The organism is Klebsiella pneumoniae, assembly GCF_000742135.1.
Taxonomy (GTDB): domain Bacteria; phylum Pseudomonadota; class Gammaproteobacteria; order Enterobacterales; family Enterobacteriaceae; genus Klebsiella; species Klebsiella pneumoniae.
On sequence record NZ_KN046818.1, the window covers coordinates 3961160 to 3977092 of the forward strand.

Annotated in this window: 13 protein-coding genes; 10 read left to right on the forward strand and 3 right to left on the reverse strand. The window is 57.3% G+C overall.

The window, feature by feature from the left end; translation table 11 throughout:
* Positions 1-9: 9 nt before the first annotated feature.
* Positions 10-1206 carry an ROK family transcriptional regulator gene (locus DR88_RS06915; RefSeq protein ID WP_004149353.1) on the reverse strand — a complete coding sequence of 399 codons (1197 nt, stop codon included), beginning with the start codon at positions 1204-1206 and terminating at the stop codon, positions 10-12.
* A gap of 112 nt (positions 1207-1318) precedes the next feature.
* Here DR88_RS06915 and DR88_RS06910 point away from each other — a divergent pair, with 112 nt between their 5' ends.
* The 4 genes from DR88_RS06910 (at position 1319) to DR88_RS06895 (ending at position 8152) form a co-directional block, all read left to right on the forward strand.
* Complete coding sequence (locus DR88_RS06910) at positions 1319-4594, forward strand: DUF5107 domain-containing protein (protein ID WP_004149352.1); 3276 nt, start codon at positions 1319-1321, stop codon at positions 4592-4594.
* Positions 4595-4663: 69 nt separating this feature from the next.
* Entirely contained in the window at positions 4664-6100 is a 1437-nt protein-coding gene (locus DR88_RS06905; RefSeq protein ID WP_002914018.1) for a sugar porter family MFS transporter, read from the forward strand.
* On the forward strand, positions 6100-6933 hold the full coding sequence (locus DR88_RS06900) for an aldose 1-epimerase (protein ID WP_004149350.1): 834 nt from the start codon (positions 6100-6102) through the stop codon (positions 6931-6933). Before DR88_RS06905 ends, DR88_RS06900 begins: the two co-directional genes overlap by 1 nt.
* Positions 6934-7015: 82 nt before the next feature.
* Complete coding sequence (locus DR88_RS06895; protein ID WP_004149349.1) at positions 7016-8152, forward strand: 3-phenylpropionate MFS transporter; 1137 nt, start codon at positions 7016-7018, stop codon at positions 8150-8152.
* Here DR88_RS06895 and csiE read toward each other — a convergent pair.
* Positions 8149-9426, reverse strand: a complete 1278-nt coding sequence (gene csiE / locus DR88_RS06890; protein ID WP_004149348.1) for a stationary phase inducible protein CsiE — start codon at positions 9424-9426, stop codon at positions 8149-8151. The two genes, DR88_RS06895 and csiE, sit on opposite strands and share 4 nt — an antisense overlap.
* 124 nt (positions 9427-9550) lie before the next feature.
* Between csiE and DR88_RS06885 the strand changes: the two genes are divergently transcribed.
* The 3 genes from DR88_RS06885 to DR88_RS06875 all read left to right on the forward strand — a co-directional run bounded on the left by DR88_RS06885 (position 9551) and on the right by DR88_RS06875 (position 12096).
* Positions 9551-10189, forward strand: coding sequence for a DUF1007 family protein (locus DR88_RS06885; RefSeq protein WP_004151988.1), 639 nt, complete (start codon positions 9551-9553; stop codon positions 10187-10189).
* Entirely contained in the window at positions 10180-11160 is a 981-nt protein-coding gene (locus tag DR88_RS06880) for a nickel/cobalt transporter (RefSeq protein ID WP_004149346.1), read from the forward strand. Before DR88_RS06885 ends, DR88_RS06880 begins: the two co-directional genes overlap by 10 nt.
* A 99-nt stretch (positions 11161-11259) precedes the next feature.
* Entirely contained in the window at positions 11260-12096 is an 837-nt protein-coding gene (locus DR88_RS06875) for a hypothetical protein (RefSeq protein WP_032421652.1), read from the forward strand.
* A 46-nt stretch (positions 12097-12142) separates the two neighbouring features.
* Here the strand turns inward: DR88_RS06875 and suhB are convergent, their stop codons facing one another.
* Complete coding sequence (gene suhB, locus DR88_RS06870) at positions 12143-12946, reverse strand: inositol-1-monophosphatase (RefSeq protein WP_002913995.1); 804 nt, start codon at positions 12944-12946, stop codon at positions 12143-12145.
* 120 nt (positions 12947-13066) lie between these two features.
* On the opposite strand from suhB, the gene trmJ reads away from it, so the two are divergent.
* From trmJ to iscS, 3 genes are all read left to right on the forward strand, one after another.
* A complete protein-coding gene (gene trmJ / locus DR88_RS06865) occupies positions 13067-13801 on the forward strand; it encodes a tRNA (cytosine(32)/uridine(32)-2'-O)-methyltransferase TrmJ (protein ID WP_002913994.1) in 735 nt (244 codons plus the stop codon).
* A 234-nt stretch (positions 13802-14035) separates the two neighbouring features.
* A complete protein-coding gene (iscR, locus tag DR88_RS06860) occupies positions 14036-14527 on the forward strand; it encodes a Fe-S cluster assembly transcriptional regulator IscR (RefSeq protein WP_002913993.1) in 492 nt (163 codons plus the stop codon).
* 178 nt (positions 14528-14705) lie between these two features.
* On the forward strand, positions 14706-15920 hold the full coding sequence (iscS, locus tag DR88_RS06855) for a cysteine desulfurase (RefSeq protein WP_002913992.1): 1215 nt from the start codon (positions 14706-14708) through the stop codon (positions 15918-15920).
* Positions 15921-15933 lie beyond the last annotated feature (13 nt).

Consider the following 15933-nt stretch of genomic DNA (forward strand, 5'->3'; position numbering starts at 1 on the left):
CGTTTATGACTAAACCAGCGTCTGCAATTGCTCCTCAACGTACAGATAACCTATCCCCATCAGCTGCTGGGCGCGTGTCAGCTGGCCAAAGCCAATTTGGGTGGCGTGCGCCCGCGGTGTATCCCGGTGGTCAAAGGGGTTGAAACCCGTTTGTTTGACGATACTTTCCAGCCACTGCTCACCGAAGGCGCAGCTGCGCCCGTAAAGCCAGATTTGATTAATATTTAATATATTCAGGAAATTATAGAGGCTTAAGCCAATCGCGTTGGCAGCGTTATCAACCCATGCGCGAATTTGCACATCTCCCTCTTTCCAGGCCTCAATGAGCGACGCCGTGGTTAACTGCTCGGGGGCGAGCGTTGCTTCAGGCTGCGTTTTGAGCCACATTCGGGCCTGTTTTTTCAGCGCGCTGAGAGAGGCAACGGTTTCGAGGCAACCGTATCTTCCGCAGTCGCAGGCTTTGCCGTCAGGATTGACAATCGTATGCCCTATCTGCCCGCTGCCGTACAGACTGCCGCGATAAATATGATCGTTAATCACAAATGACGAGCCAATACCGTAGTCGACGTTGATCACGCAAAAATCCTGCTGTGTACCCTGATGCTGCCACTTCTCCGCCAGCGCCAGCATCACGCAGTCGTTATCCACCCGAACCTGCACGCCAAGCCGCTCCTCAAGCAGATACTTTATTTCGATCGGTGTTTTCCAGCGTGCCTGGGGCATGGTTTGTGAAACGCCGGTAATCGGATCAACCTGTCCATGCACGCCAAGGGCGAGATTGATGCTGTGCTGCGGGTAGCGGCGGTGGATATGCCGCCAGCATTCAACGATGGCCTCAAGCAGGGCCTGAGGAGTGGGCGCGTTGACCGGCAAATGCTGATGGCCATCCACTGCCAGCAGGCGGGCGTCGGCAAGCTGATATTCAATGCTGGTCGGGGTGATATTCATGCACAGTGTCCAGGCGCCGTGCTCGGGGATCTGGTAGCTGCCGCTGTTCACGCCCCGTTTGCTCAAGTGTTCCGTTGAGTGACCGATCAATCCCTCGCTAAGCAGCTCGGCCAGAATATTGCTCACCGCCGGAATGGAGAGACCGGTGAGTTGAGAGAGCTGTGATTTACTGAGCTGCTTTTCCCGCCACAGATGGGAAAGAAAAATCGACTTATTGGCCTGCCGGACCCGGGCATTATTAAAGCCAGTACGCTGCATACACTTAACTCCCTTAACTATATTGCGTGAGCATTGCGCATTTTAACAGCTAATTGGCGATATAGACTCCTGTTATTGCAACTTTTACTTCGTTTTGTTTAGTGGAGGCATCATGTACGGTTTGGTTAAGGTCTGGCAGGAAATCATTTCATTACCAACGTGGACAACGGGAGCGGAAGATCCGAACCCTATGTTTCTGGAAAAACGTGTTTATCAAGGATCTTCCGGCAGCGTCTATCCCTACGGCGTGATTGATACCCTGACCGGCGAACGCGAAATGCGCGATTATCAGGCAGTGTGGATGGAGAATGATTTCCTTCGGGTCATGCTGCTACCGGAGCTTGGCGGCCGTATTCACCGGGCATATGACAAAGTCAAACAACGTGATTTCGTCTATTACAATGAGGTGGTTAAGCCAGCCCTGGTAGGGCTGCTCGGGCCCTGGATCTCCGGCGGAATCGAATTTAACTGGCCGCAACATCACCGGCCGACGACCTTTAAGCCGGTCGATTTTTCTATTCAGCAGGGAGAAAACGGCGCGCAGACCGTATGGATGGGGGAAGCGGAGCCCATGCGCGGTTTGCAGGTTATGGCCGGGTTTACGCTCTATCCTGACCGCGCGCTGATTGAAATCACTGGCAAGATCTTCAATGGTAACGCCACGCCGCGCCATTTCCTGTGGTGGGCCAACCCTGCAGTAAAAGGCGGCGATGCCCACCAGAGTGTATTCCCACCCGATGTCACCGCTGTATTCGACCATGGTAAGCGTGATGTTTCCGCTTTCCCGATTGCCACCGGTACCTACTACAAAGTGGACTATTCTGCGGGGGTTGATATCTCCCGTTATAAAAACGTCCCGGTACCCACTTCGTATATGGCGGAGAAGTCGGATTACGATTTTGTCGGCGCTTATCATCATGACGAGCGAGGCGGGTTACTGCATGTTGCCGATCACCATGTCTCTCCTGGCAAGAAACAGTGGAGCTGGGGGTACGGGGATTTTGGCCAAGCCTGGGATCGAAATCTGACTGATGAAAATGGCCCTTATATTGAGCTGATGACCGGCGTCTTCACCGATAACCAGCCTGACTTTACGTGGCTTGCGCCTTATGAAGAGAAGGTGTTTGTGCAAAATTTCCTTCCCTACAGCGAGTTAGGGATGGTGCAAAATGCCAATACACAGCTGGCACTGAAGCTGGTTCGCGAGTCTGGGCAACTGCAGCTTGGCGTATATGCCATTGCTCCGCTAAATCATATCGTGGTTGAACTCAGCGCTGACCATCAGCCATTGTACGAAACTCAGCTGACGCTGAAGCCCGGTGAGAGCTGGCAGCAGACGCTGCCGGAAAATGGCGTCGGGCGCTTAACCCTCAAAGTGAAAACCGCCGAGAACCAGCCGCTGCTGGATTATCAGGAACATATTACCCAACAGACGCCGCTGCCCGAACCAGCTATAGCGCCCGCGTTACCGGAAGCGATCCACAATGGCGACGAGCTCTATTTTATCGGCCAGCACCTTGAACAATACAACCACGCAAGCCGCTACGCCGGGGATTACTATCGTCGGGCGGTTGAGCTCGATCCGCAGGATTATCGCAATAATGTTGCCCTCGGTACCCTGGCGTTCAACAGTGCCGACTGGGCGCTGGCGGAACAGTGTGCCCGTGCTGCGCTACAGCGCGCGCATCGTTTGAATAAGAACCCGCGAGATGGCGAAGCCAGTATGCTGCTTGCCAGCGTGCTGGAAAGGATGGGGGATGATGCAGGCGCCTGGGATCACTATTACAAAGCCTCCTGGAGCGGTAACTGCCGTGACGCCGCCTGGTGGTCGCTGGCACGGCTGGCGATGAAGCGCGGTGATGTTGCCGATGCGCTGGAAAAAGTAAACACCAGTCTGCGGTTCAACGCCAGCAATCCTCTGGCGATGGGGTTGAAAGCGCTGGCATTAGCCAACAGTGGGCAGAAGAAAGCAGCGCTAGAGTTTATTTTCGCCTCTCTTGAGCAATACCCATTGAGCTATCCGCTGCACTGCGCGCGCTGGATGATTGAGCGGAGCGACGACGCGCGAGAAACCCTGCTGCGCATCACGGGGCGCAGAGGGGTCAACGCCAGCCTGCTGGCGGGTTGGCTGCTCTCTATCGGACAGACGTCGGCGGTGAAAGAGGTTCTTGCGGTTCTGGACAGTCAGGAAGCGCTGCCGATGCTCTGGCGTGCGTCGCTAAGTGATGATGCCAATGAACGCCAACAGTTTATTGCCGCCGCCGAGCACTGCCATGCGCACAATGTTCGTTTCCCTAACTCGCTCGATGAAGTTCAGATGCTGCAGTCGCTGGGCGACAGCGCTTTTGCCCGCTATCTACTCGGTTGCTTCTGGTACAGCAAACGTCGCTATGACGAGGCGGTGAGCTGCTGGCGCGAGACGCTCGAAAAATCTCCCGATTATGCGCCCGCTCATCGTCTGCTGGGCGTTTACTCCTGGAATAAACAGCAGGATGCAACGCAGGCGCTGGCTTATCTGCAGCGCGCCGTAGCGCTGGAGCCGGAAAATGCGCGCTTCCTGTTTGAACTCGATTTTTTGCAAAAATTACTGGCCAGGTCGGTACATGAGCGACTGACGACGCTGGTGGAACGTAAAGCCGTGGTGCTGAAGCGGGACGACCTGACCGCTGAGCTGCTAAGCCTGTGGAACGCGTCCGGTCATTATGCCGATGCCGCCGCGATTCTGGATACGCGCGTATTCCATCCCTGGGAAGGAGGAGAAGGGAAAATCACCGGCCAGTATTTGCTCAATCAGCTCCATCGGGCATTACAGTTCATCGAGCGTGGGGCGTTTAAACAGGCCACGGACTGTCTGAAAGCCGCATTACGCTATCCCGACAATCTGGGGGAGGGGCGACTGCCTGGGCAAACGGATAACGATATCTGGTATTTGCTGGGCTACTGCGCAGAACAGGCTGGGGATGCGCAGCAGGCGGCGGAATATTACCAGCTTGCCCGGCAAGGGGGCTCAACGCTGGACGCCGGGCGGTACTACAACGATCAACCCGCCGATTATCTTTTCTGGCAGGGCATTGCGCTGCGTAAGAGCGGTAACCCAGCGCAGGCCGAGCAGCACTTCCGCCATTTTATCGACTGGGCCGCGCAGCATCGGGATGACGTTCCGCAAGTCGATTTTTTTGCCGTCTCTCTTCCGGACCTGGTGGTTCTCGATGTATCAGCGCAGCAGAGACATCAGCAGCACTGCTTGTTTATTGAAGCGTTGGGCCATCTGGGGCTGGGCAACGTATCCGCCTGCCAGCAGAGGATGCAGCAGCTTCTGCAAATAAATCCGGCTCATGATAAGGCGCATCTGATTCGCCATGCCCTGCAAAGCGGCATTTTTTCCTGAACCTCAATGGGCGGGCTCGGCCCGCCTGAACCCTACTGTTCCCTGCGTTTCCCTTATAGAGGAATCATTATGAACAACGCGCAGACACATCTCAAAATGGGCTACGTCTGGACGATTTGTCTGGTCGCCGCCTGCGGTGGTTTACTGTTTGGCTATGACTGGGTGGTGATTGGCGGCGCTAAGCCATTTTATGAAGCCTGGTTTTCAATTACGGACCCGGCGCAGTCCGGCTGGGCGATGAGCTCAGCGCTGTTGGGCTGTATTTTCGGCGCATTAATTTCGGGATGGTGCGCAGACAAACTGGGGCGCAAGCTGCCATTAATTCTTTCCGCCGTGCTGTTCAGCGCGTCGGCCTGGGGGACGGCGGTCGCCAGTCATTTCGATATGTTTGTGGTTTACCGCATTGTGGGCGGCGTAGGGATTGGTCTGGCTTCCGCTCTCAGCCCGCTTTACATTGCCGAAGTCAGCCCGGCAGAGAAAAGAGGACGTTTTGTCGCGGTCAATCAGCTCACCATCGTGATTGGCGTGCTGGCCGCTCAGTTAATCAATCTGATGATTGCTGAACCGGTGGAGCCGGGGGCGACGCAGCAGATGATTGTGGACAGCTGGAATGGGCAGATGGGCTGGCGCTGGATGTTCGGTGCGGAACTGGTGCCGGCGCTGGCGTTTCTGGTCCTGATGTTTTTTGTCCCCGAGTCGCCGCGCTGGCTCATGAAGGCCGGTAAACCGGAGCGCGCCCGGGCTGCGCTGGAACGCATTGGTTCTGCCGACTATGCCGACAGGATCCTGCGTGAAATCGCGCATACCCTGGAAAAGGATAACAATAAAGTCTCCTACGGCGCGCTGTTGGCTCCCCAGGTGAAACCGATTGTGATCATTGGCATGGTGCTCGCCATATTCCAGCAGTGGTGTGGGATTAACGTCATCTTTAACTACGCGCAGGAGATTTTTGCCTCGGCGGGGTTCGATATTAACAGCACGCTGAAATCGATCGTCGCGACGGGCGTCGTTAATCTGGTCTTTACCATTGCGGCGCTGCCGCTGGTGGATAAAATCGGTCGCCGTAAATTAATGCTGCTTGGCGCTTCGGGATTGACGCTGATCTATGTGCTGATCGCCGGCGCTTACGCCATGGGCATTATGGGGTGGCCGGTACTGTTGCTGGTGCTGGCGGCGATTGCTATTTATGCGTTGACCCTGGCGCCGGTGACCTGGGTGCTGCTGGCGGAGATTTTTCCCAACCGCGTACGTGGACTCGCGATGTCTTTAGGTACCCTGGCGCTGTGGATCGCCTGTTTCCTGTTAACCTATACTTTCCCGCTGCTTAATGCCGGTCTGGGCGCGGCAGGAAGCTTCCTGCTGTATGGTGTCATTTGCGCTGCCGGCTACCTCTATATCCTGCGCAACGTCCCGGAAACGAAAGGTATCACCCTCGAAGCGCTGGAAGAGCAGCTGGCGCAGCGTCATACGGGCGTGAATGCGGCGAAGCAGGAGCAGATGCGCTAATGGCGGAAGAGTGGATTCTGGAGAACGCGCATCTGCGGATGTGCGTCTCTTCTCTGGGCGGCAAAGTGCAAAGTTTATTCTCGCGGCAATATCAAGCGCCGGTGCTATATGAAAATCCCGCCGGCGGCATGTTTCCGATGCTGCCATTGGCCAATCGCGTCGCCGGCAACCGTTTTATTTTTCATGGGCAGGAGATTGTCCTGCCTCGCCACCATGCCGACGAGTATTTCTTTCTTCACGGTGACGGCTGGTTACAGCGCTGGGATATTATTGAGTGCGGCGCCGAGTATTGTGTATTACAGCTGCGTCGGCAGCATGCCTGCGGTTTCGATTATCTGGCGCAGCTCCGCTACCAGTTGCTGCGTAACCAGCTGATAGCGGAGCTAACGCTTACCCACTATGGGGAGGTCCCTGCGCTTTACGGCTGCGGCTTTCATCCCTTTTTCCCTTTCGATGAACGCAGCAAGGTTCAGTTCCAGGTCAGCGGTTACTGGCCGGAAGGGGAGAATCACTTACCTCTCAACTGGCAAGGAAACTTGCCCGACTATGCCAATTTCAGCGTGGCTCAGTTCGGTGAAGATCGTTGGCTGAACGTGGGTTATTCCGGCTGGGGCGGGCGGGCGAGGGTAAGCAATGACGTGATGAATATCACAATTCTATCGCAAACTCCGTGGTTGATGCTGTTCAGAATGCAAGGTGAATCATTCCTTTGCCTCGAGCCGCAAAGCCATCCGGTAAACGCCCACAACATGGACGGGCAGCCGGGGCTGCGAGTTTTAGGCGCGGGAGATAAGCTGAATTTTTCGCTGAAAATCATCATCGAGGGGGCATAAATAACGAGCTATCAGCAGACAAGAGCATCTTGCGCCCGCCGGGGTTTATCGCCAGACTATCGCCACCATTCGGGAGGAAATCATGGTCTTGCACTCCACGCGCTGGCTGGCGCTCAGTTATTTCACCTACTTTTTTAGCTACGGTATTTTTCTGCCCTTCTGGAGCGTCTGGCTGGCCGGAAACGGGCTGACTCCGGAAACCATCGGCATTTTGCTTGGCGCCGGTCTGGTGGCCCGTTTTCTCGGCAGTCTGCTGATTGCCCCGCGGGTGAGCGATCCCTCCCGGCTGATCGCCGCGCTGCGCGTGCTGGCGCTGTTAACCTTGCTCTTCGCGCTGGCCTTCTGGGCCGGCAGCCACGTAGCATGGCTGCTGGCGATCATCATCGGCTTCAACCTGTTCTTTTCGCCGCTGGTGCCGCTGACGGATGCTCTGGCCAATACCTGGCAAAAGCAGATCACCATGGACTATGGCCGGGTGCGGCTATGGGGCTCTATTGCCTTTGTGATTGGTTCGGCGCTGACCGGCAAGCTGGTGAGCCTGTTCGATTACCGGGCGATCCTGCTGATGCTAAGCCTGGGGGTCGCCTCGATGCTGCTCGGCATGCTGCTTAAGCCGTCGGTGATGCCCCAGGGGGAGTCGCGCCAGCAGCAGGGGGCCGGAATGGCGGCCTGGCTGACGCTGGTGCGCCAAAGCTGGCGCTTTCTCGCCTGCGTTTGTCTGCTGCAGGGAGCGCATGCCGCCTACTATGGCTTTAGCGCCATCTACTGGCAGCAGGCCGGCTATTCCGCCTCGGCGGTCGGTTATCTGTGGTCGTTAGGCGTGGTGGCGGAAGTGGTGATCTTCGCGTTGAGTAAAAAGGTGTTCCGCCGCTTCAGCGCCCGCGACCTGCTGTTGCTCTCCGCCGTCTGCGGGCTGATTCGCTGGGGACTGATGGGCTGGACCACGGCGCTGCCGGGACTCATCCTTGCGCAGATCCTTCACTGTGGCACCTTCACGGTGTGTCATCTGGCGGCGATGCGCTATATCGCCGCCCGTCAGGGTAGCGAAGTGATCCGTCTGCAGGCCGTCTACTCCGCGGTGGCGATGGGCGGCAGCATTGCCATCATGACCGTCTTCGCCGGTTTCCTCTATCAGCACCTGCACCAGGGCGTATTCTGGGTGATGGCCCTGCTGACGCTCCCGGCGATGGCTATACGGCCAAAAGCGGTGGCGGCCTAGTCCTCGAGCATGGCGCAGATATGCTGCTGCTGGCGTTCAGTGAAGTAGTTCTCCGCGTGGATAAGCGGCGGCGAAAACAGCGGCAGCGCCGTCGCATAGGGGGTGACGATAAGCGTCACCCCTTTGGGCGCACCTTCCTTCTGAAAGCGCTCTACGCTCTGGTATTTGATATTCAGCGGCAGCAGCGTTAGTTCGCGCAGCTGTTGTTCCAGGGCCTCTTCAATAGCTGGGTTGTCATCGGTTAGCAACAGCACCTGTTTCTCGTGCAGGTCGCTTTTCTGCATCAGCCAGGCGCCAAAGATCACCGCGATTAAACCGGTCTCTTCCTCATTAAAACGGATGTGCCAGGCCTCCTCGAATTCGCTCAATGCCGCCTGGGTGGTACGCAGTAAGCGAGGGTAGAGCCGGGTCACTTCCTCTGTGAGCGTGCTGTCGATGCCGATAGCAAACACGCTGCGGATCAACGCCTGCGACAAATGAATATAGAGTTGATCGCTGAGCCCCTGCTCATCATTGAACGCTCTGCCAGCGAGGATCTGAAAGCGGTGGATCAGGCCGGAGATAGCCAGCCGCAGGCGGCGATCGTGCGGGTGACCGTCGCGGACCGGGTCGGGGGTTTTGAGCAACATAAACAGCAGCGAGAGGAAAAAAGGTTCTCCGACATGGGGCGGAGCGCCGACCCGACGCTGCCAGTGGCGGACAATCTCCTGCGCCAGGGTGAACTCGGCGGCGGTTTGAGCCCAGCGTTGCTGTTCCTCATTGAAGTCCGGAGAGTATCCCCGGTGATGTTCGAGCAGACAGTACTGCAGGTACAAGCGCAGAAACTGCACGTCGCGGCAGTCAAACTGGCGATTGAGCGCCCGCGCGCAGCGGTTCACCAGCGCCTGCAGATTGGTATCATCGTATAAGGTGCGGGCAATGCCTTCCTGTTTAAGCTGCGTTTTCAGCGCCGGGGTAAAATGATGATTAACGAACTGTGGGCAGAGGCGCAGCCCCCGCCGCAGCGCATGCAGCAGACATAAACGTTGGTCGAGCGCGGCGCCTTCAATCCGATAGCTGCCGTCCACCTGTGACTGGAGGGTCAAACGGTGGTAACGCTGAATTTCGCGTCCGGTCTCCTCAATATCCTGCCGGGCCGTGGTCTCATCAACGAGGTTGATCCTGCCAAGCCGTTCAGTCGTCACCGACTGTCCGGGCAGATAAAACATCAGGAGCACCTGGCTACGGCGCTGTGGACTGGAAAGCGCAGATGGTGGTTCAATGACGGTCATCATCTGGTAAGTTCCAGTTAGGGTTTCCGCTAAGGATAGACAATGACCGCGGCGTGGGCAGGGAAGAGCGTCCGCTTTTACTCAGGATTGCTGGCGAAGTTCACAGAATTTTTCACGTGAGGAACAGATGAACAGAGTGAAACAATGCACAAGCGCGGCGTTTTTCATGGTTTTATCATGGTCGGCCGCTGCTCATCCGCATAGCTTCATCAGCCTGCAAAGCGAGCCGGTGGTCAAGGATGGTCTGCTGAGCGCCTTTAAAATGCGCTGGACGATGGATGAAATTACCTCATCGGATCTGCTCTATGATGCCGGAAACGCCAAACCGGGCAGCGAAGTCTGGAAAAAGCTGGCGGCGGAGGTGATGGCCAACGTGCTCGGTCAGCACTATTTCAGCGAGCTGTGGCATAACGGTCAGCGGGTTAAATTTGACAATCGTCCCGACGGTTACGGCCTCGAACGTGACGGACTGCAGGCGGTACTCACCTTTACTCTGCCGCTGGCGACGCCGCAACCCATTGCCGGGCAGACGTTTACCTTTTCCACCTTCGACCCGACCTACTACGTCGATATGTTTTATGACAAGGATAGCGATTTTTCCCTGCCCGCAGGGCTGCGGGCCGCCTGTAAGGCAACGGTGATGACGCCAAAACCGAACGACAAAATGCTCTCATACGCCCAGTCGCTGGATAAAGCGGATGCGCCGCCGGAGGATATGGCGCTGGGCAGCTATTTTGCCCAGAAGGTGACCCTGACATGTCAGTAATTTTTACTCCGCGCGCGCGATCTTCGCGCTGGAAAGCGCTGTGGCCGCTGGCGCTGTTGCTGGCTGTGAGCATCATCGGCGGCATCTGGCTGTGGCGGGCGTGGCCGCAGGTGCTGATGCAGAGCGCAGTCTGGCAGCGTTCGCTCAACCTGGAACTCAGCCGCCTGCTGCAGGCGGTGGCGGAGAACCCGGCGGCGGCAGGGCTGTCGCTGCTGGGGTTTAGCTTCGTTTACGGGGTGCTCCATGCCTTAGGGCCCGGACACGGTAAAATTGTCATTACGACCTGGCTTGCCACCCATCCCGCGAAGCTGAAATCAAGCATTGGCCTGACGCTGGCCGCCTCTTTATTACAGGGGCTGGTGGCCATCGCGCTGGTGGTCGTGGTGCTGGCGCTGCTGCAGCTGCCGGCGCGCCAGCTGCACCTCAGCAGTTTCTGGCTGGAGAAGGGGAGCTATTTGCTGGTGGGTGCGTTAGGGCTGCTGCTGTGCTGGCGGGCGTTAAAAAAGCTGCGTCTGCTGCTGCGCCGGCCAACGTTTACCGCTTTTACCCCGCATCATGTTCATAACGAACACTGCGGCTGCGGGCATCAGCATCTCCCGGCCCCGGAGCAGCTGCAGGCCGGCGACGACTGGCGGGCTCGCGCCGCGATTGTCCTGTCGATGGGCATGCGTCCCTGCTCGGGGGCGATCATGGTTCTGCTGTTCAGCAAGGTAATCGGCGTTTTTGGCTGGGGGATGGCGGCGGCGCTGGCGATAGCGGCGGGAACCTCGTTGACTATCACGGCGCTGGCGCTGTTGGTGCATGGGTTCCGCCAACTGGCGATCCGCCTCAGTCGCCATCAGGCGCCAGCGTTATGGAAGCAGGTTAGTTGGGCGACGCTGGCGCTGGCCGGCGGCGTCATATTGCTGGCGGCGGCAGGGGTGATGTGGCTCAGCGCCGTCCCTGCCGGCGGTGGGATCCGTCCGTTTTAGACAGACGCCGGGCGCAAATCCTAAAGTGGGCGCCAGCGCTTGCCGCTGGCGAAGCGATGCTCTAGTTTTCCGCTTTTCGGCGGATGACAAGGAGTCGCTATGGCCGCAAATATCGTTTCTCCCGCGCAGAGCGGGCGGTTCTATTATGGCTGCGCCGGCGCCGCCGGGCTGCTGGCGGGCCTGGCGATCGTATTCTGGTTTCCAGTCCTGGCCAGCTGGTGGCCGTCAGATCTGGTGCGTGTCTACCACGCTATGCCGTATGTTATGCGATTCGGGGTGGCGAGTGTCGCGGATATTCCGCTGGTGGCCTACGCCACCCTAACGCTGTCGGGCTTCGTGCTGGCCTTTTGCCATCCCGGTCACAGTAAACTGCCCATTGTTGCCTGGGCTGTGCATAACCAGCCCTCGCCGCGGGAGATGGTCGACTGGATCCTGCGCAGCTGGGTGTTGCAGTTCGGTTTTCTGGTGATCATTTTCTGGCGTTTCGCGTTTATGGGTAAGCTAAGCAGCGACAGGCTAATGCAGATCGTGGGCATCTTTAACGACGTATGCTATCTGGCCACGCTGGTGCTGGCTGGAATACTGCTGCGCGACGGCTGGCGCGACTTTCAGGGCGTTGCCGCACCGGCAGGCAATATTCGCATTCCGCTGATCTTTGCCCTGAGCTTTTATCTGCCGTTTCAGCTGGTATGGATTTTACTCAGTGCGCAGCAGTATGAGCTGCCTCTGTGGGGATGGCTGCTGCTGGTTCCGGCGATGGTCGGCGTGCTGTTAGCCCGCCTGGCGACGGTAGGGATAGCGCTGTGTTTCCGGCGCTGGCTGGGGACGCAGGGCTGTCTGCGCTGGCGCGGACCGCTGGCCTTGTTTAGCGGCCTGACGGTGCTCTGTATTGGCGGCAATGCGGTGATTCGCCAGATCCTCAACATGATAAAATGACATAAAAAAAGGAAGCCGCGGCTTCCTTTTTGACATCAGTAAGAGATTAACGCTTCAGCGCGTCGCTCAGCTGCTCGCGCATGTTCGCCAGCATCGCTTTCACCACGCGCGGGTTACCGGCAACGATGTTGCCCGTCAGCATATAGTTATGACCGCCGGTGAAGTCGCAGACAATCGCGCCAGCTTCACGGGCGATCAGCTCGCCTGCGGCGAAATCCCATGGTTTCAGGGCGATCTCAAAGTAACCGTCAACGCGGCCGGCGGCCACATAGGCCAGATCCAGCGCGGCAGAGCCGGTGCGACGGAAGTCGGCACATTCGGTAAACATGTTGCCGAGAATATTCATGTAGGTGGTGGCGTGCTGCTTCGCTTTGAACGGGAAGCCGGTCGCGATAATGGTGCCGTCGAGGTCGCGAGCGTTGCTGCCGCGCAGACGGTAGCCGTTCAGCTGCGCGCCCTGGCCGCGGGTCGCGGTAAACAGTTCGTTACGCATCGGATCGTAGACCACCGCGACTTCAGTACGCCCTTTGATGCGTACGGCGATGGAAACAGAGAAGTGCGGCAGACGTTTAACGAAGTTGGTGGTACCATCCAGTGGATCGATAACCCATTGAACATCCTGCTCTTCGCCAGCGTGTTCACCGCTTTCTTCGGTGATAATGGTGTGCTGCGGGTAAGATTTGCGAATGGTTTCGATAATAATCGCTTCGGCGGCTTTATCGACGTTGGTCACAAAATCATTGCTGCCTTTCTGGCTGGTTTCTACGGTGTCTGGCGTTTCGTAGTGTTTGGCAATTAAATTACCCGCCTTGCGCGCGGCGCGCACGGCGATGTTCAGCATCGGATGCATCGGTCTCTCTCACTGGATGTTAAAGAACGGGAAAAAACGGCGCATATAATAGCAGCCAAATCTGCTTATGTCTCCGTTTTATGGTAGCATGCACGAATAATCTTTAGCCGAAGAACCATAATGCTGCAAAATATTCGAATCGTACTGGTAGAAACCTCCCATACCGGCAACATGGGCTCCGTAGCCCGCGCGATGAAAACCATGGGCTTAACTAACCTGTGGCTGGTCAATCCGCTGGTCAAACCCGATTCGCAGGCGATAGCCCTGGCCGCGGGCGCCAGCGACGTGATCGGCAACGCGCAGATTGTCGATACCCTTGATGAAGCGCTGGCAGGCTGTAGCCTGGTGGTTGGCACCAGCGCGCGCTCCCGCACGCTGCCGTGGCCGATGCTCGACCCGCGCGAATGCGGTCTGAAAAGCGTCGCCGAAGGTCAGCATGCGCCGGTGGCGCTGGTCTTTGGCCGCGAGCGCGTTGGTCTGACCAACGATGAACTGCAGAAGTGCCACTATCACGTGGCGATCGCCGCCAACCCGGAGTACAGCTCGCTGAACCTGGCGATGGCGGTGCAGGTTATCGCCTATGAAGTGCGGATGGCCTGGCTGGCGGCGCAGGAGCAAGCGCAGCCGGCGGTTGAGCATGAAGAGGCGCCGTACCCGCTGGTGGACGATCTGGAGCGATTCTACGACCATCTTGAGCAGACGCTGCTGGCGACCGGCTTTATCCGCCCGAATCATCCGGGGCAGGTGATGAACAAGCTGCGTCGTCTGTTCACCCGCGCGCGTCCGGAAAGCCAGGAGTTGAACATCCTGCGCGGCATGCTGGCGTCTATTGAGCAGCAGAATAAAGGTAAGTAACCGCGTTAACGCCGGATGGCGCTTCGCTTATCCGGGCTACGAATCGGGCTCGCCTGGCGCGATGAAGGTATCAGGCTATGCGGAAGTAAAACGGCACGGAAAGCCAAATACCTGACTAAAACAGTCAAGTAAATAGTTGACCAAATTACTCGGGAATGTCAGACTTGGCCCTGCTATGCAATACCCATATTAATAAAAAGCCCGGCCAGGGGCGAGTTTGAGGTTAAGTAAGACATGAGACTGACATCTAAAGGGCGTTATGCCGTGACCGCGATGCTTGACGTTGCGCTCAACTCTGAAACGGGCCCGGTGCCGTTGGCAGATATTTCAGAGCGTCAGGGAATTTCGCTTTCCTATCTGGAACAGCTGTTCTCTCGCCTGCGTAAAAATGGCCTGGTTTCCAGCGTTCGTGGCCCAGGTGGTGGTTATCTGTTAGGTAAAGATGCCGGCAGTATCGCCGTCGGCGAAGTCATTAGCGCCGTGGACGAATCCGTTGACGCCACCCGTTGCCAGGGCAAGGGCGGCTGTCAGGGCGGCGATAAATGCCTGACTCACGCGCTGTGGCGCGACCTGAGCGAGCGCCTGACCGGCTTCCTGAACAATATCACCCTCGGGGAACTGGTGAATAACCAGGAGATCCTCGATGTTTCCGGTCGTCAGCATCAGCACGAAACCCAGCGCAATGCGCGCACCCAGGACGCGATTGACGTTAAACTGCGCGCCTGAGTGACCCGTCCCGTTTCGGGCTGCGGCTGACAGGGCAAGGCGGCGCGAAACGGCGGGACAACGATTATAAAGAGCTTTCAGAATCAGGCCGGGATGCTCCGACATTCCGTGTACTCGGTCGTACATCAAGCCGGTTGCCTGATTCCTTGCATTGAGTGATGTACGGAGTTTAAGAGCAATGAAATTACCGATTTACCTCGATTACTCCGCAACCACGCCGGTGGACCCGCGTGTTGCCGAGAAAATGATGCAGTTCCTGACCATGGACGGGACCTTTGGTAACCCGGCCTCCCGTTCCCACCGTTTTGGCTGGCAGGCTGAAGAGGCGGTTGATATCGCCCGCAATCAGATTGCCGAGCTGGTCGGCGCCGACCCGCGCGAAATCGTCTTTACCTCTGGTGCGACTGAATCCGACAACCTGGCGATCAAGGGTGCAGCCAACTTTTATCAGAAAAAAGGCAAGCACATCATCACCAGCAAAACCGAGCATAAAGCGGTTCTGGATACCTGCCGTCAGCTGGAGCGCGAAGGCTTCGAAGTGACCTACCTGGCGCCGCAGAGCAACGGGATTATCGATCTGAAAGAGCTGGAAGCGGCGATGCGTGACGACACCATCCTGGTTTCCATCATGCATGTGAATAACGAAATCGGCGTGGTGCAGGATATCGCTACCATCGGCGAGATGTGTCGCGCCCGCGGTATCATTTACCACGTAGACGCCACCCAGAGCGTGGGCAAGCTGCCTATCGATCTGAGCCAGCTGAAAGTTGACCTGATGTCCTTCTCCGGTCACAAAATCTACGGTCCGAAAGGCATCGGCGCGCTGTACGTACGTCGTAAGCCGCGTATTCGTATCGAAGCGCAAATCCACGGCGGCGGCCACGAGCGCGGTATGCGTTCCGGTACTCTGCCTGTTCACCAGATCGTCGGCATGGGTGAAGCTTACCGTATCGCCAAAGAAGAGATGGAAAGCGAGATGGCGCGTCTGCGCACGCTGCGCAACCGTCTGTGGAACGGCGTGAAGGATATGGAAGAAGTGTACCTCAACGGCGACCTCGAGCAGGGCGCGCCGAACATTCTTAACGTCAGCTTCAACTATGTTGAAGGCGAGTCGCTGATTATGGCGCTGAAAGACCTGGCGGTTTCCTCCGGTTCAGCCTGTACTTCCGCGAGCCTTGAGCCATCCTACGTGCTGCGCGCGTTAGGCATGACTGATGAACTGGCGCACAGTTCTATTCGTTTCTCTTTAGGTCGTTTCACTACCGAAGAAGAGATTGACTATGCCATCGATCTGATTCGCAAATCCATTGGCCGTCTGCGCGAGCTTTCTCCGCTGTGGGAAATGTTCAAACAGGGCGTGGATCTGAACAGCATTGAATGGTCACATCACTAATTCGGCACCAATA

Coding starts and splice junctions, on each gene's coding strand:
- DR88_RS06915 (WP_004149353.1), bottom strand. CDS start 1,206: ATGCAGCGTACTGGCTTTAATAATGCCCGGGTCCGGCAGGCCAATAAG.
- DR88_RS06910 (WP_004149352.1), top strand. CDS start 1,319: ATGTACGGTTTGGTTAAGGTCTGGCAGGAAATCATTTCATTACCAACG.
- DR88_RS06905 (WP_002914018.1), top strand. CDS start 4,664: ATGAACAACGCGCAGACACATCTCAAAATGGGCTACGTCTGGACGATT.
- DR88_RS06900 (WP_004149350.1), top strand. CDS start 6,100: ATGGCGGAAGAGTGGATTCTGGAGAACGCGCATCTGCGGATGTGCGTC.
- DR88_RS06895 (WP_004149349.1), top strand. CDS start 7,016: ATGGTCTTGCACTCCACGCGCTGGCTGGCGCTCAGTTATTTCACCTAC.
- csiE (WP_004149348.1), bottom strand. CDS start 9,426: ATGATGACCGTCATTGAACCACCATCTGCGCTTTCCAGTCCACAGCGC.
- DR88_RS06885 (WP_004151988.1), top strand. CDS start 9,551: ATGAACAGAGTGAAACAATGCACAAGCGCGGCGTTTTTCATGGTTTTA.
- DR88_RS06880 (WP_004149346.1), top strand. CDS start 10,180: ATGTCAGTAATTTTTACTCCGCGCGCGCGATCTTCGCGCTGGAAAGCG.
- DR88_RS06875 (WP_032421652.1), top strand. CDS start 11,260: ATGGCCGCAAATATCGTTTCTCCCGCGCAGAGCGGGCGGTTCTATTAT.
- suhB (WP_002913995.1), bottom strand. CDS start 12,946: ATGCATCCGATGCTGAACATCGCCGTGCGCGCCGCGCGCAAGGCGGGT.
- trmJ (WP_002913994.1), top strand. CDS start 13,067: ATGCTGCAAAATATTCGAATCGTACTGGTAGAAACCTCCCATACCGGC.
- iscR (WP_002913993.1), top strand. CDS start 14,036: ATGAGACTGACATCTAAAGGGCGTTATGCCGTGACCGCGATGCTTGAC.
- iscS (WP_002913992.1), top strand. CDS start 14,706: ATGAAATTACCGATTTACCTCGATTACTCCGCAACCACGCCGGTGGAC.